The following is a 19890-nucleotide window of genomic DNA, read 5'->3' as shown; positions in this document are numbered from 1 at the left end:
TTTTATTAAAATTAAAAAGCTATAAACAATAGATTTTTTAAAATATGACCTTATCTAAGTACATTTTAACCTTTTATCTACTGTTTATAGCTTTAATTTATAATGCTATTTATTTATCTTTATCTATAAAAAATCTTTTATACCATACTAAAAATGTATATATTACCCAAATCTTCCTTGCATTATTCTCATTTCCATTATAATGATTTTCTAGTAATTTTACTATCTTGGTAGTATCGAAAAATTCTCTAGCATAATCACTCTCAAAAGATTCTTTTACTATTCTATGATATTTTTCTTCTTTTAGCCACTCTCTTATTGGAACAGGGAATCCTTTTTTCTCTCTTTTGGCCCATTCATCTGGAAGTACTTCATTAGCTGCTTTTCTTAAAACATATTTAGTATTTTCATCATTAACTCGATAGTCTCTAGGTATATCTTCAGCAACATTCATAACCTCTTTATCTAAAAAAGGAACTCTTAATTCTAAAGAATGTGCCATACTCATCTTATCTGCTTTTAATAATATATCCCCCGGTAACCAAAGATTTAAATCTAAATATTGTTTCTTAGTTAAATCATCTTTATCTTTTACCTTTTCATATATAGGTTTAGTTATATCTTTTATTGACGGTGATTGAGAATATTCTTTGCTTAGTATATCTTTTGCTTCATCTTCTTCAAAAATAAAAGCTTGTCCTATAAAGTAATCTTCAACATTACTTCCTCCTTTAACCATTAACATTTTACCTTTAAAATACGGTTTATTCTTAACCAGCTTAGCTAGTGATTTTCTTAAAGGTTTAGGAACTTTCTTATATTTTTTCATGACTGGAGTTTCATCATACCATTCATAACCACCAAATAGTTCATCTGCACCTTCTCCTGATAAAACCACTGTAACGTGTTTCCTTGCTAACTCAGATAAGAAGTATAATGGAATTGATGATGGATTTGCTTGTGGCTCATCCATATGATATTGAATACAATCCAGTTTATCAAAACACTCGTCAGCACTTATAATTTTACTTAAATTTTCTATTTCAAGCATATTAGATAAGTCTTTTGCTAAATTAGATTCATTAAACTTATCTTGCTCAAATCCAACTGAAAAAGTTTTTTGTGGCATTAAAACACTAGTTATATAACTAGAATCTACTCCACCAGATAAAAATGAACCTAAAGGAACTTCACTATTTTTATGAACTTCTACAGATTGATTAACTATATGCTTAACTTCATTTATATAATTTTCTAATGTATTTTCTTTTTCATCAAAATTGATATCCCAGTATCTTTTTATTTCCATCTTTTCATTTTCATAAGTAAAGTAATGAGCTGGTGGAAGTTTAAATACTCCTTTAAAGAAAGTTTCATTTAAAACTGAATATTGGAACGTTAGATAGGGTTTTAAAGCATCTTTATTTACTTCTTTTACGAAATCTGGATGTTTTAAAAAACTTTTTATCTCTGATCCAAATAAGAATGATTTTTCACCTTTTCCTACCAAAGTAGTGTAATAAAAAGGTTTTATACCAAAATGATCTCTTGCACCAAATAATTTCTTATTTTTAATATCGAAAATTACAAAAGCAAACATTCCCCTAAGCTTATGTACCATATCTTCTTTATATTCTTCATAAGAATGTACTAGAACCTCACTATCTGTATTAGTTTTAAATATATGCCCTCTTTGTATTAATTCATCTCTTAGCTCTTGATAATTGTATATTTCACCATTAAATACTAATGCTATACTTTTATCTTCATTAAATAAAGGTTGAGCTCCATGAGCTACATCTATTATGCTAAGTCTTCTAAAGCCTAATGCTACATCCTCATTTATAAATTCACCAGTTTGATCTGGACCTCTATGTATTATAGCATCTAACATACCCTTTAATATATATTCCTTATTATTTGATTTGCTAACAAATCCAACAAATCCACACATACATATCTCCCCCTCTATGTTTAAGTTTTTGTTATATAATATTCTGTTTGCAAAGCTATAGTATATCATATTTTCCCTTATTTTTACAATTTGTTACATTTTCTTAATAATTAAATTATATATATATATAAATAAAAACGCAAAATCTAGACTTTAAATTCTAAATTTTGCGTTTTCTATTTTAGTTATTAGCACTAGAAACTTTCATGCTAACTTTTGTTTTTTCAGTTTTAAATTGGTCATTATTTAATAATCTATTTAAGATTATACCTATTATTGCTGCTAGACTTAATCCTGTTATTTTAACACTTTGAGTTATAGGTATACCGATTGATATTCCTTTACCATCTAAGTAAGTAGTTCCTAGACCTATTACTAGTATAGTTGCAATTATTATTATATTATTCTTATTCTCTGAGCATTTACTATCCTTTATAGTTTTTAATCCTACAAAAGTTATCATAGAGAATAACATTAAACTTATTCCTCCCATTACTGCCTGAGGTATACTTTGAAGGAAACCTCCAAATTTTCCTACACAAGCAAGAAGTATAGCTATTACTGCTGTACGTCTTAAGTTTGCTGGGTCATAGTTTTTAGTTATTGCAAGTACTGCTGTATTTTCTCCATAAGTTGTATTTGCTGGCCCACCTAAGAATCCTGCTACTATAGTAGCTAAACCATCTCCAAGTAATGTTTTGTGTAGACCTGGATTTTCTAAAAAGTTTTTACCTACAACTGCTCCATTAGTAGTCATATCTCCTATATGCTCCATAAATACCGCTAATACTACTGGTGCTATTATAACTATTGCTTCTAAACTAAACTTTGGTAATGTAAAGTTTGGAACTTGGAATAAACCTGCACTTGTTATTGTTGATGTATCAACTAATCCTGTAAAGTAACATACTAAATATCCTACAACTACAGCAATTAATATTCCTATTTGCTTTATAAATCCTTTACCGAATACGTTTATACATATAGCTATACCTAAAGTTAATGTAGCTATCATTATATTTGTTACAGCCATGTTATATGCACTTGGTATTAAATTTAATCCGATTACTGCTATCATTGCTCCTGTAACTTGAGGTGGAAAATATTTTTTAATCTTTTCTGCACCTACATATCTAACTAATAGTGAAAGTAATACATATACTAATCCGGCTACCATTATACCACCTTGTGCATATGCTAAATCTCCTCCGTTAGCATCTTTAGCAGCTATTATGACTGGTATAAATGCAAAACTTGATCCTAAAAATACTGGAACCTTACGTTCTGTACAGAAGTGGAAAATTAAAGTTCCTAAACCTGCACAAAATACTGCTACTGATGGGTCAAAACCAGTTAATAATGGAACTAAAACTGTAGCTCCAAACATTGCTAATAAGTGTTGAAATGACATGATTAATTTCTTCATAAAAACCTCCCAAATTTTTTTAGGGAGAACTATTCTCCCTTTTTCAGTCTCTCTGTACTGAATTAAAAGGCAATATAAAACCTTCTTTAATTTTATTTTTATATTATGTTATTATCCTTTAATAGTTACTGAATCTTCTTCATCAGTTTCTACTAACTTTACAGATATAACTTCTGACTTTGATGTTGGTACATTTTTCCCAACATAATCTGCTCTTACAGGCAATTCTCTATGACCTCTATCTACTAATACTGCAAGCTGAATTGATTTAGGTCTTCCTACATCCATAATAGCATCTAATGCTGATCTTACAGTTCTTCCTGTATAAAGTACATCATCTACTAATATTACTATTTTATCATTTATATCAAAATTTATATTTGAACCATTAACTATAGGGTCTATATCAACTTTTTTTAAATCATCTCTATATAAAGTTATATCTACTTCACCTGTGTTAACTGATTTACCTTCTATTTGTTCTATCTTTTTAGAAATTCTGTTAGCTATTGGTACACCTCTAGTTTTTATACCTACCAATACAACATCTTCTATACCTTTGTTTTTTTCAATTATTTCATGGCTTATTCTTGTTATAGCTCTACCTATAGCTTTTTCATCCATTAGTGTTGCTTTTTCTTTCATTTCTTATCCTCCTAGGCTAATCACTTAGTATAAATCATAAAAAAAGCTTCCTATCATAAGACAAGAAGCGGTATATTACAAAGTAAACTAAGTAATACATACTTAATAGTTGCCTTATGATATCTCTGTATCAATTAAAGGTATTTCATATTTAAACTTGTTACTATCCATTATAAATTGCATTTTAATTATTTGCAAGTTTTTTATAGTTTCATTCATGTGCACATAAAGTTACTTTAGTTTTTTAATTATATCTTTAAAGTATTCTGGAAGTTCAGAGTTAAACTCTATATACTCATTACTTTTAGGATGTATAAATCCTAACTTTTTAGCATGTAAAGTTTGACCATTTAACTTAAACTTAGTATTTTTAGGTCCATATATTGGGTCTCCTAAAAGTGGGTGATTTATAGAAAGTGCATGAACTCTTATTTGGTGAGTTCTCCCAGTTTCAAGCCTTGCTCTCATATGAGTAAAGTTTTCAAATCTTTCTACTACTTCAAAATGTGTCACTGCTCGTTTTCCATCTTTTACAACTGCCATTTTTAATCTATCCTTAGGATTTCTTCCTAAAGGTTTATCAACAGTTATTTTATCTTCTTTTACTACACCATGACATATAAATTCATATTCTCTTGTTATTGAATGATCCTTTAATTGCTCAGCTAAACTATTATGAGCATTATTATTTTTAGCTATCATTAAAAGTCCTGAAGTATCCTTATCTATTCTATGAACTATACCTGGTCTTATAACACCATTTATAGATGATAATTTATCTTTGCAATGATATAATATTGCATTTACTAATGTATTATCATAATTTCCAGGTGCTGGATGAACAACCATATCCTGAGGCTTATTTACTATTAATACATCATCATCTTCATAAACAATATCTATAGGTATGTCCTGGGGAATAACTTCTAATAATTTAGGTGCTGGTATTTCTATCTTTATACTATCCTCTTCTTTAACTAAATATTTGGCCTTCTCTACTTTTCCATTTACTTCAACTTTTTTATCTTTAATTATCTTTTGAATATAGCTTCTAGACATATCACCTAATTGTTCAGATAGATATACATCTAGTCTATCTCCTTCTTCTTCTTCGCCTACTAAAAACTGTCTTATTTCTTCCATTACTTCACCATCTCTTTATCTTCAAAAAATAATATATATATACATAACAATACTGTACCTACTACTACAAATACGTCTGCTACATTAAATACATATTCCCATATTATTCTAAAATCAAAATAATCTACTACAAATCCTAATCTTACTCTATCTATTAGATTCCCAATTGCACCAGAAATTATAAGTAAAATACCAACTTTACCTACTATATGCATATTCTTTTTATGTAGATAATATAGTCCAAATATTGAGGCTATACTTGCTACTATTATAAATATAATTTGATTATTTTGGAACATTCCAAATGCTGCACCTCTATTTTCTACATAAGTAAGGTGAAATATACTTTGTATAATTGGAATACTACCCATATCTTTTAAATAGTTTAGAGCAAAATATTTAGAAAGTTGATCTAAACCTATTAATATAGCTATTATTATTTCATAAATCAATATTATTGTCCTCCTAAAAGTATTATAAGTATAATTATACATAAAAAGACTTCCTAAATGGAAGCCTAGTTTTGAGTTTCTGGTTCTTTTTTATTTAAATGATCTATTAATTCTGATACAGTAACAAATTTATATCCTTTTTCTTTAAGATATGGTACAACAATTTCTAACGCTTGTACTGTTTGAGATTTTGCTCTTCTTACTCCATTATAATCATGTAGTAATATTATATTTCCATTTTTAACTTTAGTTTCAATAGTATTTACTATACTATAAACACCTGGATTAGACCAATCTCTTGGATCTAAATTTGACCATAATACTATATTCATATTTTTATTTTTTATTATATCACACATATTTCTACTTATAGCTCTATATGGCGGTCTAAATAATTTGGGTTCAACACCTGTTATTTCTTTTATCATTTCTTGAGTTTTATTAATTTCATTATAAACAGTATCATAACTCATCTTAGCTACGTCAATATGAGTAAAAGTATGATTTCCTATTTCATGACCTTCATCAAACTCTCTTTTTACTAAGTCTGGTAGTAATTTTGCATTTTCACCGACTAAGAAGAAGGTTGCTTTTACATCATTTTTTTTCAATATATCTAATATTTGAGGTGTATAAACTTCATCTGGCCCATCATCAAAAGTCAATGCAACTACTTTTTCTTCATCATTCCCTTTTTTTATAATAATATCTTTATAGTCTCTTGTTATATCATCCGTTGTTTCATAATTTTCCTCATTTAAATTTAAAACTTCTTTTGAATTTAAAGAATCTGACTTTACATAATATCCTATAAATATTAATAATAATCCAATTAGTAGTATACCTGTCTTTTGTTTCATTTTTTAAACCTCTTTTCTGATAAACTTAATACTCCTTGTCGTGATATAATCCATTTTTATTTAAATCAGTTAAATCTTTTAAATCCTCTGAATAAAAATCGCATCCTTTATTTACAAAGTTTAAATCTACATGTTTTGTGTCTGGAGGTAGATTATCATGAGTTTTTGCACACTCAGAACATAAAGATGTATCTGGTAGTAAATCTAATCTATCAGAATCAATTTTCTGATTACAAATCTCACATACCCCATAAGTTCCATTTTCTATTTTATCTAAAGCTTTATTTACTTGATATAATCTACCTTGTTCATGTATTGTTAAACTATTTTGCATATCATTCATAAATACTTCTGTTGCAAAGTCTGCTGGATGATTATCATAAGCTGATAATTCTCCTGAACTATATCTTTCACTAGTATGTTTTTCTGTGTTTCCAAATAAAGTATTATCTTGCATATCTGTTATTAATTTAGTCAAATTATTTTTTTCTTTTAACAATTGTTCTTTATATTTATTCATATCCATACTTTTCACCTCTATTTATTTCTATAATTATCAACTACATTTAATAATTTAGCTATATATGCTCCTATTATAGGTAAATCTATCCAACTAGCTAGTAAATAAAATAATAAAGCTGCAAGAACTGAAAATCCTATAGCTTGACCAAAACCTTTCCCTAAGCCTGCAATAAAATTTATAAGAAATAATCTTCTTTTACTATCAGTAAGCATCATGTATTCTCTAATTCTGCTTCTTTCAATAATTAACATAAGTCTTTCTAAGTATCTTTTTATAAGACCTAAATCTTCTTTTGGATTATCAGATATATACATTTCATTAATTATTTCATCAAGTTTTTTCATACTTATGTATGTTGGATTTTCTTCATTATGATTTTTTTCAGTTTCATACTTTTTATGCCTCATACTTTCACATCCTTTTATGAAACATATAATTCAAATTTATTATGTGATAAATCATTAATAAAAATACACAACAAAAAATAGCCACTTAAATAGTGACTATTTTTTTATGAATTTATATAAATTTTCTTTCTATTAATCCTACTTTTTTATATACCTTTCTTAAAGTTTTTCTAGCTTGTCTTTCAGCTTTTGCTGCACCTTTAGCATATACTTCTTCTAAGTATGCTTTATCTTTAAGAAGTTCTAAGTATCTTTCTCTTATTGGATTTAAAGCATCTACTACAACTTCTGCTAAATCAGCTTTAAATTCTCCATATCCTTTTCCTTCATACATAGCTACAATTTCATCAACAGTTTTATTGCCTAATTGAGTATATATATCTATAAGATTTTTTATTCCTGGTTGTTCATCACAGTATCTTACAACACCTTCTGAATCTGTAACACTTCTTTTTATCTTTCTTCTTATAGTATCTGGATCATCACATAATAATATATATGCATTTTCATTAGAGTCTGACTTACTCATTTTCCTATTAGGTTCTTGTAAGCTCATTACTCTACCAACTTCTTTAGGTATATAACCTTCTGGTATTTTAAATGTTGGCGAATATCTATTATTAAATCTAGATGCTAAATCACGAGCAAGTTCTAGATGTTGTTTTTGATCTTCTCCAACTGGAACTAACTCTGTTTGATATAAAAGTATATCTGCAGCCATTAGTACTGGATATGTAAATAAACCAGCGTTTAAGTTTGCTTCACTTTTTTGAGACTTATCTTTAAATTGAGTCATTCTACTTAACTCACCCATATAAGTCATTGTATTTAATATCCACATAAGTTCAGTATGTGCACTTACATGTGATTGTATGAATATAGTATTTTTTTCTGGATCAAGTCCACAAGCTAAATATTGAGCTAATATTTCTAATGTATTTGCTCTTAAATCCTTAGCTTCTTGAGGAACTGTTATAGCATGTAAATCAACTATACTGTAATAGCAATCGTAGTCATCTTGAAACTTTGGAAAGTTTCTTAATGCACCTAAATAATTTCCAAGTGTTAGCTTTCCTGATGGTTGTATACCACTAAATATTACTTTTTTTTCACTCATATTTATCCTCCAATTATAATGACTTTAACATATTTAATACTATATCTTTAGATCTATGAGCAGCTTCTACTACAAATTCATCATACGTAACATCTGCACTTCCATCTGCCTTATCAGACATAGCTCTTATTATTACAAATGGAGTAGCATTTAAAGTACAAACATGAGCAATTGCTGCACCTTCCATTTCTGCACAATAAGCGTCAAATTCACTTATTAACTCATCTTTTAATTCTTTAGAGCTTACAAATATATCACCTGATACTACTCTTCCTTTTAAAACCTTATTTCCTTTAGATTCCTTAATTGATGATTCATATGCTGCATCTATAAGCATTTGATCAGCTATAAATGTTGAGCTTTCCATTCTTGGTATTACACCTTTTTTATCTCCAAATGCAGTAGTATCCATATCATGTTGTATAGCATCTGTTGATATTACTATATCTTGAACGTCTAATTCACTATGAAGTGCTCCTGCAACTCCTGTATTAACTACTACATCAACATTAAATTCACTTATTAGTATTTGAGTACATAAAGCGGCATTTACTTTTCCTATACCACATTTAACTAATACTATATTTTTTCCTTCTAATGTTCCCTTATGGAATTTTAAACTTGCTTTTTCAACTACTTTTTCTATGTCCATAAGTTCTACTAATATACTTACTTCTTCATCCATTGCACCTATTATACCTATTATGTTCATCTTAATCCTCCTAAAATTTTCTGCTTATTTAGATAACTTCTAAATTTCATAATAAAAAATCCGTCCTATTAAATTTAATAGGACGGATTTATTTCCGCGGTACCACCTAATTTATACATAATCTAAATACTATTATGTATCTCTTAAACCTGCTATAACGTGCAGTCACGATATCAGCTACTCTATAATAAATTTATTATATTTAACTTAATTCCTCTAAGATCCATTCACTAAACTTTTCATGTAAAGATCTCACCGTTTCTCTACTCTCTGTATTGAAGCTTTATTTAGCTACTAATTCTTTTCTTTGGATTTTCATATTATATTTATTTTTATAATATGATTTCCTGGAAGAATTGTCAAGACTGTGATTTAAAAATTACAAGTAACTTACTAATATAGCTCCTTGTGAAGCATATGTTCCCATAACAGGACCCACTTCACTTATAATTATTTTTTTTGCATTATATTTATTTGCTAAAACTTCTTTTATTTTAATAGCTTTATCACTACAATGCGCATGCCCTATAATTATAGTTTTATCTTCTACATTTTCTAAGTTTTTATCTATATATTCAAGAACCTTCTTTAAACTATTATTTAAACCTCTAGCTTTATCTATAGGCTTTACAACACCTTCAGTTATTTGCACTATTGCTTTAAGATTTAATGTGTTTATTATTTTACCTGCAAGAGGATTAATTCTTCCACCTTTTATAGCATTTTCTAAAGTTTCTAATGTTCCATAAAATATAACATCATCTTTTATTTTTTCAATTTCTTCTACTATTTCTTCTAGTGATTTTCCTTGTAAAACTAATTCTGCTGCTTTTATTGCTAATAAACCTTGACCTATAGATCCATTTAGTGTGTCTATAATTTCTATCTTCTTATCGGCAAAATCACTGTCATACATATCTTTTGCTAATTTAGCACTACTATATGTTCCTGATAATTTAGAACTTACAGATAATAATAATATATCTCCTTCACCTTTGTATGCTTCTAAAAATCTATCTGGTGATGGGCAAGATGTTTTAGGTAATTCCTTCATTTCACCCATTCTCTTGTAAAAAGTTTCATTATCTATTTCTTCCCCTGCAATAAAACTTTCATCATTACCAAAAGATACATTTAAACCTACTACATTTATATCATACTTTTTTAAAATTTCTTGAGGCAAATCGCACCCACCATCAACTAGTATTTTTATTTTACTCATTTTACTTACCTCTCTTAATTATTTATTTAAACTATAGTGATTATTTTCTTTATTTGTGTTAATATTAATAGTAAATAATCAGTCGGTCGGTCGACCGATTACTTATTATTATTGTATATCCCCTGTGGTTAATTGTCAATCCCTTTAAACTTTGAAGTTTTTAGTTTATTGACTTTAAAATAATACGTATCTATAATATAAATTACTTAAGGCTTAACCATAAAGAAAGGTTGATTTTATGAAATCTAATATAAATATGAAAGAAAATATCTTAAATATTGCTATAAATCTAATTACTAAAAACGGAATAAAAAATACTAGTTTATCTGATATTGCAAAAACAGCAGGTATAAGTAAAGGTACATTGTATTATCATTATGCTTCTAAAGATGACTTAATCTTTGATATAGCTGATAATCATTTAAAGATAATTACTGATGCTGTATTAGATTGTGTATATAGTATAGAAAATAAATCTTCTAAAGATGATCTTATTAATATTGTTATGGGAAAAATATCAACAATAGGTTCTACCGGAAGAATTCATATGTATTTACTTTGTGAAGCTATAACTGGAAATGAACCATTAAGAGAACGAATAAAACTAAAATATATACAGTGGAGAACAACTTTACAAGAAGATATAAATAAGTATTTACATGAAAATATTGATGACTCTGAAGCTTTTTCATTTTTATTAATTTCAATAATAGATGGATTAGTTGTTCAAAGTATATTAAAAACAGAAGAAATTCCATTTGAAAAAGTTGCTAGTTTTTTAGTAAATAAGTGGATATAAAAAAGATGTCTAAAATTTATTTTAGACATCTTTTTTATTATTTTATTTTGTTAAAATATTCTTCATTTGGCTCAAAAACATGTTTATTATTCATTTTATTTCTAAACTTAGACATTTCTTTATAAATTTTCATTCTACCTTCATTTATATCTCCTATTGGTCTATGTGCTAATAATGAGTGTCCAGGAGAAAAAGACATTATCTCTGACATTTCAAATCTCTGTTTTGTTTCAAACTTTTGCTTAGGTATCCTTATTTCACCTAATTTTATAAAAGGAGATTTATTTTCATCCCATTTTACTGATGCATCATTTATTGGCATACTTGACTTATCTGTTCTAAATTGAACCATAAAATCAAATACAGCTTCAAAATTATTAAGGTGCACTTGCATATTTTTAGTCAAATATCTATGAGTTAATTTTTTAGGTAATTTACTTTTATACTTAGATTTTGGAACTATGCAGTATTTTACAACTTCATCTCCAAATCTATAAGGCGTTGTACTAAAATACTTAATATCTAAAGGACTTGTATCATTTTTCATATTTTTTAAGGACATTATTATTGGACTCATTTTATGTTGCATTAATAATTTAAATATAAATATAAATGGCATTGATTTACTATTATAATAAATAGCATCATGAAATAATCTCCAAGTACCAATAGGCATAATTTCATTACTTATTAGCAAAAAGTCTTGAGTATATTTTTCATCATCCATACACTTTTCGCCTTCAATGCCTAATAATTTAATAGAAAAACCTCTAAAATCCTTAAACTTATCACTTAATATTTTAGGATTAGAATTAGATATTCTTATAAAAGCAGGGTATTCTTTTTTAGGTTCAAAAATACCTACTTGATATTTTTCACAAATATCACTATCTACTACAAACTTAGCCTTTAATAAACCTATACATTTAGCATGTGCATCACGTTTAAAATTACCTTTAGAGTAATCTTTTTTTAATTTATTTTTTAGCATCTTTATAATATTATTTGTAAGTTCTTCATTAGTATATTTAATCAAAATAACCTCTCCTTGCAAAATTATATATTATATTATTTGCAAAAAGAGGTTATTTGATTATACTTAATTATTTATTATGCTTAATATAATTCACCGCTATTTACTATAGGCTGAGCATCTTTATTTCCACATAATACAACTAGTAAGTTACTAACCATAGCAGCCTTTTTTTCATCATTAAGCTCTACTAATTGACCTTCTTCTAATGTATTAAGTGCCATTTCAACCATTCCTACTGCACCTTCAACTATCTTTTTACGTGCTGCAATTATAGCTTCTGCTTGTTGACGTTGTAACATAGCAGCTGCAATTTCTGGTGCATATGCTAGGTGTGTTATTCTAACTTCTTCAACTTCAATACCTGCGCATTCTACTCTAGATTGAAGTTCTTCTCTACATCTATTTGCTACTTCCATTGAACTTCCTCTAAGAGACTTTTCTGCTTTTTCATCTCCATCAGCTATATCATAAGGGTATAATCTTACTATATTTCTTATTGTTGAGTCGCATTGTATTGATAAAAATGTTTTAAAGTTATCTACATTAAATACCGCCTTTGTTGGATTTACTACTCTCCAAATTACAACTGCTCCTACTATAATAGGATTTCCAAGTTCATCATTTACTTTTTGATGATTATTATTTAACGTCATAGTTTTTAAAGATACTTTTTTACTTCCAATTGAAATAGATTCTTCTTCTAAATTATCTTTTGTTTTTCCTATCCTAGTTCTAGTTGTAATTGGATCATAAGTTGGATTTATTGCAGTTACAAAAGGATTTACCCAGAAGAATCCAGATTCACTTAATGTTCCATAATAATTACCGAATAAGGTTAATACTAAAGCTTCATTAGGATTTATAACCTTAAGTCCTGCAAAGCTAATTAGCCCTATAATTATAGTTATTATACCTAAACTAATTCCAATTCCAAGTATTATTCCATTAAACTTACATGCAGTTGTGATTATTAATGATCCTAATATTATAAGCCCCACGCATATAATAATTCCCATTAAACCATTGAGTGCTTTAATATTTTTTTCTTCAATATTTAGTTTTTTCTCACTCATATAAATCACCCCTTATATTTTTAATAAGATATTAAAATGGTATCACTCGCATTTTATTCTTTCAACAATTTAATATAAATAATAAAATATATTTTTTAATATAAAAAAGGATTGGTTCTTATAAAATGAAAAACCAATCCTTTATTTAAATTATTTTCTTATAACTTTTATTCCAGTCATATGATCATTTAAGTTGCATTGTTCTAATGTTTTATCTTCAACTCTTTCTATTTCAAGAGCTAAAGTTTCTGATTTGATGTAGTCTTCAAATCTATTAACTGCAGCTGCTATTTCATCATCTGAACAGTACTCTATAACTATGTTATCTAATACATCAAAGTTACTAGATTTTCTTAATTGTTGCACTTTAGATATAAATTCTCTTGCATATCCTTCTTCTATTAACTCTTTAGTTAATGTAGTATCAAGTATAACGAATAAGTTATTTTCCATAACTACGTTGAATCCTTCTTTAGCAGATATGTTTATTAAAACATGATCTTTATTAAATTCAAACTCTTCACCATCTATATCTACAGTTAAGCTTTCTCCAGCTTCTAACTTAGGAACTACTTCACCTGCATTTAATTTATTTAATGCTCCAGCAAAGAACTTCATCTTAGCTCCTAGTATTGGACCTAATACTTTAAAGTTTGGCTTTAAGCTAAAGTTCATGAATTCACCTAAATCTTTAGCGAAAACAACTTGCTTAACGTTAAGCTCTTCTTTTATTAAGTCTACTATATCGCTAAGTATAGCTTCATATTTTCCATCTACATATACTTCTTGTATTGGTTGACGTACTTTTATTCTTGCAGCTTCTCTTGATGCTCTACCTAATGTAACTAAGTTTTTAGCTAAGTCCATTTTTTCTTCTAATTTAGAATCTAATAAACTTTCATTTGCTCTTGGGTAGCTTGCTAAATGTACAGATTCTTCATTAGTTAAGTTTCTATACATTTCTTCAGACATATATGGAGCAAATGGAGCTATTAATCTACAAAGCTCTGTTAATATTTCATAAGTTGTGTTATATACAGCTTTTTTATCTTCTGTTAATTCAGTTGCCCAGAATCTTCTTCTAGAACGTCTTATATACCAGTTAGATAAATCATCATTTATGAATGCTTGTATTCTTCTTATAGTTTTGTTTACTTCGAATATTTCTAAGTTTTCTTCAGTTTCTTTCTTTAAGTTATTGAACTTAGATAATATCCATCTATCTAATTCTGGTCTGTCTTTGTACTCAACAAAGAAGTCAGTTGGATTTATATCATCTGTATTTGCATATAATGTAAAGAAGTTATATACATTTTTCATAGTTCCTAAGAACTTACTTTGAACTTCTTTTAATCCATCTTCATCGAATCTTATTGGAGTCCATGGTGGAGATACGTATAGTAAGTACCATCTTAGTGCATCTGCTCCATACTTATCAAATAATTCAAATGGATTTACAGTGTTTCCTCTTGATTTACTCATTTTCTTTCCATCTTTATCAAGAACTAGATCGTTAACTAGAACTTTTTTGTATGGTGCTTTACCTGTTACAAATGTAGATATAGCAAGTAATGAGTAGAACCATCCTCTAGTTTGATCTATACCTTCACAGATGTAATCTGCTGGGAATAATTGATCAAAGTTTTCTTTATTTTCAAATGGATAGTGATGTTGAGCAAATGGCATAGATCCACTATCAAACCAACAGTCTATAACATCAGTTACTCTTGTCATAGGCTTTCCACAACAATCACATTTTAAATGTATATCATCAACATATGGTCTATGAAGTTCTACTGTTTCTGGATTTACATCTTCTATAGCCTTCTCTGCAAGCTCAGCTCTTGAACCTACAGACTGCTTGTGTCCACATTCACATTTCCATATATTAAGTGGAGTACCCCAGTATCTACTTCTTGATATAGCCCAGTCATTTAAGTTTTCTAACCAGTTACCAAATCTACCTTCACCAACGAATTTTGGATACCAATCAACAGAATTGTTGTTTTCTATTAATTGATCTTTAAGTCTAGTCATTTCTATATACCAGCTTGGCTTAGCATAGTATAAAAGTGGAGTTTGACATCTCCAACAGTGTGGATAGTTATGAGCTACTTTTTCTTTTCCAAATAATTTATTTTCATGAGCTAACCATTTTATTATCTCAACGTCTACACCTTCCTCCATTACGAATTTACCTTCCCATGGAGTTGTTGTAAATTTACCTGTTTCATCAACTGGTTGAAGAACTGGTAAGTTATATTTTCTACCTAAGTTATAGTCATCTTCACCAAATGCAGGTGCTGTATGAACTATACCTGTACCATCTTCAGTTGTTACATAATCTCCTAATGTAACGAAGAATGCTTTTTGATCAGTTTCAACGAAAGGCATTAATTGTTCATATTCTATATATTCTAAATCTTTACCTTTCATTTCTTCTAATACTTCATAGTCTTCACTTAATACTTTATTTGCTAAAGCTTTAGCTACATAGTACACTTCATCATTTTGCTTAACTTTTACATAGTCCACTTCTGGTCCTACTGTTAATGCAACGTTTGATGGTAATGTCCAAGGAGTAGTTGTCCATGCTAAGAAATACTCATTTGCATCTTTTCTCTTAAACTTAGCTATTACAGTATTATTTTTTATTTCTTTATATCCTTGTGCTACTTCGTGTGAAGCAAGTCCAGTTCCACATCTTGGGCAGTAAGGAAGTATTTTATGACCTTCATATATATAGTTTTCTTTATTAAACTTATCTAATATCCACCATACTGACTCTATATAGTTATTATCTAAAGTTATATATGGATTATCTAAATCTGTTTCATAAGCCATTCTTTCAGTCATGTTTCTCCATTGTTTTTCATATGTAAAAACTGACTCTCTACATTTTTGGTTGAAATTAGCTATACCATAATTCTCTATTTCTTGCTTATCAGAAAGACCTAATTCTTTCTCTACTTGTATTTCAACTGGTAAACCATGAGTATCCCAACCAGCCTTTCTTTTAACTTGGTATCCACTCATTGTTTTATATCTACATACCCAGTCTTTTAATGTTCTAGCTACAACATGGTGTATTCCTGGATTTCCATTTGCAGTTGGAGGACCTTCATAGAATACGAAACTTGGATCATTTTCACCTTTTTCTAATGTTCTCTCAAGTATATTTATATCTTTCCAATACTCAGATACTTTAGCTTCTGCATCTTTTACAGAACTGTCTACTAATGACTTAAACTTTGACATATCATCACCCTTTCTAAAAATGATTATATTATTTAACATTGTTATCTAAAAACTATACTATCAAACAAATTCAATTAAAAATAAAAAAACCCATCCCCTATAAAAGGGACGAGTTGATATCGCGTTACCACCCTAATTCTATATATAAAATAAAATGTTTATATATAGCACTCTGAAAAAGTTTAACGGCACTTACCGGCACAGCTTAATTAATTTAAAATTGTTCAGCCTGCAGCTTAAGAGTGATTTTCAATTTTTTTTCATTCATTGGTTCTCACCTATCCCAACTCTCTGTAAAACTTCAAAAAATTTACTCTCTCTATCATTGCTTTTAGATAAATATTAACTTTTTTTAATTTGATTTTATAATATGAAATTATATATTAAGTACACCAAATAGTCAATATTTTTATATTCTGATTATTTCATTCGACACTTAATCTATAGTCGTTGCAACCTCTTTTTCATTATGAAGTAATTCTCCATCATAAGTAGTTGTATTCATAAAAGGTTCTTTACACTTTTCATCTATATCAGAGAATATTCCATCAACACTTCTTATTTCATCTTCTAATAAAGATTTAAATTTATTTCTAAATAATTTAAATTCTTTTACTAGTGAATCATATTCTTGTCTAATTTCTATAACTCTACTATTTCCTTTTTCTATTATTGCTCTAGCATCTAACTCTGCTTGTTCAACTATTATTTTAGCTTTTTTATTTGCAGCTGCACATGTATCTGCAGCTGTACTTTCAGCTGTTATTAATGTCTTGTTTAAAGTTTCTTCTATACTTTTATATCTGCTTACTTGTTCCTGATATAAGTTTAATTTTTCTTTAAGGTCTATATTCTCTCTATATAATGTTTCAAAATCTTCTTTAACTATATCTAGAAATTCATCTACATCATCTGGATTATATCCTCTTAAAGCTTTTTTAAAGTCTTTATTTTCTATATCAATTGGAGTTAGCATACATTCCCCTCCTATACTATTATCTTTGCTTGTATCTTAACTTTACCCTTCTTAGTTAATTCACCAATATTTATAACTTTAGCTCGTCCTTTTCCTCTCACAGAAATTAAAGATTCATCTTTTATTTCTCTAGATGGAGATGTTATTTTTTCATAATTAACTTGAACTTTTTCTCCATTAATAAACTTCATACTTTCTTGTCTAGATATGTTATATAGTCCACTTATAACACAATCTAGTCTAATTGAAGTTACAGTAAAAGATATATCTTTATAATTAGGTGGATTATAAATAATCTCTTCCTTTGAAATTTCTCTAACCTTAACATTATTTCTAGATACTTTCTCAAGATTCATAATTATAAAGTCACATATATCTGCACTTACTATCACCTGGCAGAAATTCTCATGTATAATTATATCTCCAACTTTTTCTCTTTTTATACCTAAATTCATAATAGATCCTAGATAATCTTTATGTGATATAGTTTTAAACTTAAAATTACCTTCAATTTGAATAAATCTAAGAGTATTATCTATATCTTCATATTCCATATAAAAAGGATACATAAATACTACGCTTCTTTCTGCGTTATCATACCCTCCATCTACAGTATATTTTATATCATTATTTGAGTTTAATATATCTATAGCATTTTTAACTTCATATGGGTTGAGAAAATCACTATACTTTACATCATAGTTTTTCATACAACTGTTAGCTTTATCTATTATTTTAAACATCTTATTTTTTAGGTCTATATCTTTTATATGATTTGTAAGTTTTAACTTGTCCATTTTACCAGAAAACCATTAATACAACTCTTTGTACAATTCTTATTAAAAAGAACGCTACTATTGGTGTAATATCTAATGGTGAATTTAAATATCTATACACAACAGATCTTATTGGGTCTTGTATTGGATCTGTTATAGTTGAAAGTATATCATATAGTTTTGTTTGTGTCGCTCCAGGAATCCATGTCATTATACATTGTACAAATATTATAAATAATAATAAATCTAATAGCCTATATAGTGCATATCCTATTGTACCCATTTTCCTAAAACTCCTTTATTTTTTATTTTTGCCAAGGAAATGCTGTTTTACTCTCTAATTCCTTTTTTACTGTAGAGTCAATATCTACATTGCTTGGAGCTAGTATAAATATTGATTTAGTTATTTTTTGTATATTACCTTCTAATACATATACTGCACCATTCATAAAGTTAAATATAGCTTTTTTATCCTCATTTTTTTCTACGCTATCTAAGTTAACTACTAGTGCTCTTCTTTGCTTTAAATGATCTGCAATAGTTGTAACATCTTCATATCTTTTAGGTTCTAATATTACAACTTTCATTTGACTAACTGTATGTAAACTTACTATTTTATTATTTTTAGATGCATTTATAGAATCAAATCCTGATGTTATATCGTCATCATCATCCATGTCTCCATCTAAATCATCTACTTCATCTTCCATGTATTCATCTGCATATTCTTCATCAGGACTAGTAACCCAATCTTTGATTTTTGAAAATATTCCATCACCCATTTTCAATTTCCTCCTAAGTTTATTTCAATTAATTATAATTTCTTTTTCCAAATATAGATGTTCCTACTCTTACTATTGTAGAGCCTTCTTCTATTGCTATTTCAAAGTCATTACTCATCCCCATAGATAATTTATCCATAGAAACATCTTGTATATTAAGGCTTTTTATTTCTAAAGATAATTCTTTAAGTTCCTTAAATACAGATCTTATTTCATTATCATCAGATGTAAAAGGAGCCATTGTCATAAGACCTTTTATTTTTATATTTTTATATTTTTGTGACGTATTTTTAATAAATTCAATAACATTTTCTTTATTTAATCCATGTTTACTTTCTTCTTTTGAAATATTAACTTGAACTAAACAATCTATAGTTCTACCTATTTTTTCAGCACGTTTTTGAATTTCTTCGCATAAAGCTTCTCTATCTAATGAATGTATCATATACACTTTATCTATTATATACTTTACTTTATTAGTCTGCAATGTACCAATTAAATGCCATCTTACTTTATCACCTATAATATCATATTTTCTTGCTAATTCTTGAGGTTTATTTTCACCAACATCTGTTATTCCACAGTTTATAGCTTCTAGTATAGCATTTGTATCTACTGTTTTAGTAACACCCAATAAAGTAATTTCATCTTTATTTCTTTTGCTTCTTTTAGCCGAATCTTCTATTTTATCATTAATAGCTTGTATATTTTCTTTAATATGCTCCATCA

20 protein-coding genes and 2 other annotated features are annotated in these 19890 nt (G+C 27.9%); of the genes, 1 reads left to right on the top strand and 19 read right to left on the bottom strand.

Going from position 1 to position 19890, the window contains the following annotated elements:
* Positions 1 to 109 precede the first annotated feature (109 nt).
* The 11 genes from asnB to I2A66_RS00820 form a co-directional block, all read right to left on the bottom strand.
* Entirely contained in the window at positions 110 to 1954 is a 1845-nt protein-coding gene (asnB, locus tag I2A66_RS00870; RefSeq protein WP_195250788.1) for an asparagine synthase (glutamine-hydrolyzing), read from the bottom strand.
* A 181-nt stretch (positions 1955 to 2135) separates the two neighbouring features.
* Entirely contained in the window at positions 2136 to 3380 is a 1245-nt protein-coding gene (locus I2A66_RS00865) for a uracil-xanthine permease family protein (RefSeq protein WP_122638349.1), read from the bottom strand.
* 111 nt (positions 3381 to 3491) lie between these two features.
* The gene (pyrR, locus tag I2A66_RS00860; RefSeq protein WP_122638350.1) at positions 3492 to 4025 is read right to left on the bottom strand and encodes a bifunctional pyr operon transcriptional regulator/uracil phosphoribosyltransferase PyrR; all 534 of its coding nucleotides are present in this window, start codon (positions 4023 to 4025) and stop codon (positions 3492 to 3494) included.
* 231 nt (positions 4026 to 4256) lie between these two features.
* Positions 4257 to 5168: an RluA family pseudouridine synthase gene (locus I2A66_RS00855; RefSeq protein WP_122638351.1), complete on the bottom strand. Its 912-nt coding sequence runs from the start codon at positions 5166 to 5168 to the stop codon at positions 4257 to 4259.
* A complete protein-coding gene (lspA, locus tag I2A66_RS00850; protein WP_147515590.1) occupies positions 5168 to 5620 on the bottom strand; it encodes a signal peptidase II in 453 nt (150 codons plus the stop codon). Before lspA ends, I2A66_RS00855 begins: the two co-directional genes overlap by 1 nt.
* 65 nt (positions 5621 to 5685) lie before the next feature.
* Complete coding sequence (locus I2A66_RS00845) at positions 5686 to 6480, bottom strand: polysaccharide deacetylase family protein (RefSeq protein WP_122638353.1); 795 nt, start codon at positions 6478 to 6480, stop codon at positions 5686 to 5688.
* Between the two features lie 25 nt (positions 6481 to 6505).
* Complete coding sequence (locus tag I2A66_RS00840; RefSeq protein WP_122638354.1) at positions 6506 to 7006, bottom strand: TraR/DksA C4-type zinc finger protein; 501 nt, start codon at positions 7004 to 7006, stop codon at positions 6506 to 6508.
* Between the two features lie 11 nt (positions 7007 to 7017).
* Positions 7018 to 7410: a DUF5665 domain-containing protein gene (locus I2A66_RS00835; protein ID WP_122638355.1), complete on the bottom strand. Its 393-nt coding sequence runs from the start codon at positions 7408 to 7410 to the stop codon at positions 7018 to 7020.
* Between the two features lie 112 nt (positions 7411 to 7522).
* Positions 7523 to 8527, bottom strand: coding sequence for a tryptophan--tRNA ligase (gene trpS / locus I2A66_RS00830; protein ID WP_122638356.1), 1005 nt, complete (start codon positions 8525 to 8527; stop codon positions 7523 to 7525).
* 13 nt (positions 8528 to 8540) lie between these two features.
* Positions 8541 to 9239 carry a 5'-methylthioadenosine/adenosylhomocysteine nucleosidase gene (locus I2A66_RS00825; protein ID WP_147515592.1) on the bottom strand — a complete coding sequence of 233 codons (699 nt, stop codon included), beginning with the start codon at positions 9237 to 9239 and terminating at the stop codon, positions 8541 to 8543.
* Between the two features lie 75 nt (positions 9240 to 9314).
* Positions 9315 to 9556, bottom strand: a binding site (T-box leader).
* Positions 9557 to 9618: 62 nt separating this feature from the next.
* Entirely contained in the window at positions 9619 to 10461 is an 843-nt protein-coding gene (locus tag I2A66_RS00820) for a DegV family protein (RefSeq protein ID WP_122638358.1), read from the bottom strand.
* Between the two features lie 238 nt (positions 10462 to 10699).
* Here I2A66_RS00820 and I2A66_RS00815 point away from each other — a divergent pair, with 238 nt between their 5' ends.
* The gene (locus I2A66_RS00815) at positions 10700 to 11260 is read left to right on the top strand and encodes a TetR/AcrR family transcriptional regulator (RefSeq protein ID WP_122638359.1); all 561 of its coding nucleotides are present in this window, start codon (positions 10700 to 10702) and stop codon (positions 11258 to 11260) included.
* Between the two features lie 37 nt (positions 11261 to 11297).
* On the opposite strand, the gene I2A66_RS00810 is transcribed toward I2A66_RS00815, so the two are convergent.
* The 8 genes from I2A66_RS00810 to I2A66_RS00775 form a co-directional block, all read right to left on the bottom strand.
* Entirely contained in the window at positions 11298 to 12296 is a 999-nt protein-coding gene (locus I2A66_RS00810; RefSeq protein WP_195250787.1) for a hypothetical protein, read from the bottom strand.
* Between the two features lie 80 nt (positions 12297 to 12376).
* Entirely contained in the window at positions 12377 to 13369 is a 993-nt protein-coding gene (locus I2A66_RS00805) for an SPFH domain-containing protein (protein ID WP_122638361.1), read from the bottom strand.
* 150 nt (positions 13370 to 13519) lie between these two features.
* Entirely contained in the window at positions 13520 to 16627 is a 3108-nt protein-coding gene (gene ileS / locus I2A66_RS00800; RefSeq protein WP_195250785.1) for an isoleucine--tRNA ligase, read from the bottom strand.
* Between the two features lie 101 nt (positions 16628 to 16728).
* Positions 16729 to 16962 (bottom strand) — a binding site (T-box leader).
* A gap of 101 nt (positions 16963 to 17063) precedes the next feature.
* Positions 17064 to 17603, bottom strand: a complete 540-nt coding sequence (locus tag I2A66_RS00795) for a DivIVA domain-containing protein (protein ID WP_122638363.1) — start codon at positions 17601 to 17603, stop codon at positions 17064 to 17066.
* A gap of 11 nt (positions 17604 to 17614) precedes the next feature.
* Positions 17615 to 18400 carry a YlmH family RNA-binding protein gene (locus tag I2A66_RS00790; RefSeq protein WP_122638364.1) on the bottom strand — a complete coding sequence of 262 codons (786 nt, stop codon included), beginning with the start codon at positions 18398 to 18400 and terminating at the stop codon, positions 17615 to 17617.
* 1 nt (position 18401) lies between these two features.
* Positions 18402 to 18662, bottom strand: coding sequence for a YggT family protein (locus I2A66_RS00785; RefSeq protein ID WP_147515594.1), 261 nt, complete (start codon positions 18660 to 18662; stop codon positions 18402 to 18404).
* A 22-nt stretch (positions 18663 to 18684) separates the two neighbouring features.
* The gene (locus tag I2A66_RS00780) at positions 18685 to 19161 is read right to left on the bottom strand and encodes a cell division protein SepF (RefSeq protein WP_122638366.1); all 477 of its coding nucleotides are present in this window, start codon (positions 19159 to 19161) and stop codon (positions 18685 to 18687) included.
* Positions 19162 to 19189: 28 nt separating this feature from the next.
* Positions 19190 to 19888 carry a YggS family pyridoxal phosphate-dependent enzyme gene (locus I2A66_RS00775; protein WP_122638367.1) on the bottom strand — a complete coding sequence of 233 codons (699 nt, stop codon included), beginning with the start codon at positions 19886 to 19888 and terminating at the stop codon, positions 19190 to 19192.
* Between the last annotated feature and the right edge of the window lie 2 nt (positions 19889 to 19890).

It is taken from the genome of Romboutsia sp. 1001713B170207_170306_H8, from assembly GCF_015550495.1.
Taxonomy (GTDB): Bacteria; Bacillota; Clostridia; order Peptostreptococcales; family Peptostreptococcaceae; genus Romboutsia_E.
Note: the sequence above shows the minus strand (reverse complement) of the source record. Positions and strands in the feature narration are given on the sequence as shown.

Bases quoted from the DNA above. Each gene is read 5' to 3' on its own strand.
- asnB (WP_195250788.1), bottom strand. From the start codon at position 1,954: ATGTGTGGATTTGTTGGATTTGTTAGCAAATCAAATAATAAGGAATAT.
- I2A66_RS00865 (WP_122638349.1), bottom strand. From the start codon at position 3,380: ATGAAGAAATTAATCATGTCATTTCAACACTTATTAGCAATGTTTGGA.
- pyrR (WP_122638350.1), bottom strand. From the start codon at position 4,025: ATGAAAGAAAAAGCAACACTAATGGATGAAAAAGCTATAGGTAGAGCT.
- I2A66_RS00855 (WP_122638351.1), bottom strand. From the start codon at position 5,168: ATGGAAGAAATAAGACAGTTTTTAGTAGGCGAAGAAGAAGAAGGAGAT.
- I2A66_RS00845 (WP_122638353.1), bottom strand. From the start codon at position 6,480: ATGAAACAAAAGACAGGTATACTACTAATTGGATTATTATTAATATTT.
- I2A66_RS00840 (WP_122638354.1), bottom strand. From the start codon at position 7,006: ATGGATATGAATAAATATAAAGAACAATTGTTAAAAGAAAAAAATAAT.
- I2A66_RS00835 (WP_122638355.1), bottom strand. From the start codon at position 7,410: ATGAGGCATAAAAAGTATGAAACTGAAAAAAATCATAATGAAGAAAAT.
- trpS (WP_122638356.1), bottom strand. From the start codon at position 8,527: ATGAGTGAAAAAAAAGTAATATTTAGTGGTATACAACCATCAGGAAAG.
- I2A66_RS00825 (WP_147515592.1), bottom strand. From the start codon at position 9,239: ATGAACATAATAGGTATAATAGGTGCAATGGATGAAGAAGTAAGTATA.
- I2A66_RS00820 (WP_122638358.1), bottom strand. From the start codon at position 10,461: ATGAGTAAAATAAAAATACTAGTTGATGGTGGGTGCGATTTGCCTCAA.
- I2A66_RS00815 (WP_122638359.1), top strand. From the start codon at position 10,700: ATGAAATCTAATATAAATATGAAAGAAAATATCTTAAATATTGCTATA.
- I2A66_RS00805 (WP_122638361.1), bottom strand. From the start codon at position 13,369: ATGAGTGAGAAAAAACTAAATATTGAAGAAAAAAATATTAAAGCACTC.
- ileS (WP_195250785.1), bottom strand. From the start codon at position 16,627: ATGTCAAAGTTTAAGTCATTAGTAGACAGTTCTGTAAAAGATGCAGAA.
- I2A66_RS00795 (WP_122638363.1), bottom strand. From the start codon at position 17,603: ATGCTAACTCCAATTGATATAGAAAATAAAGACTTTAAAAAAGCTTTA.
- I2A66_RS00790 (WP_122638364.1), bottom strand. From the start codon at position 18,400: ATGGACAAGTTAAAACTTACAAATCATATAAAAGATATAGACCTAAAA.
- I2A66_RS00785 (WP_147515594.1), bottom strand. From the start codon at position 18,662: ATGGGTACAATAGGATATGCACTATATAGGCTATTAGATTTATTATTA.
- I2A66_RS00780 (WP_122638366.1), bottom strand. From the start codon at position 19,161: ATGGGTGATGGAATATTTTCAAAAATCAAAGATTGGGTTACTAGTCCT.
- I2A66_RS00775 (WP_122638367.1), bottom strand. From the start codon at position 19,888: ATGGAGCATATTAAAGAAAATATACAAGCTATTAATGATAAAATAGAA.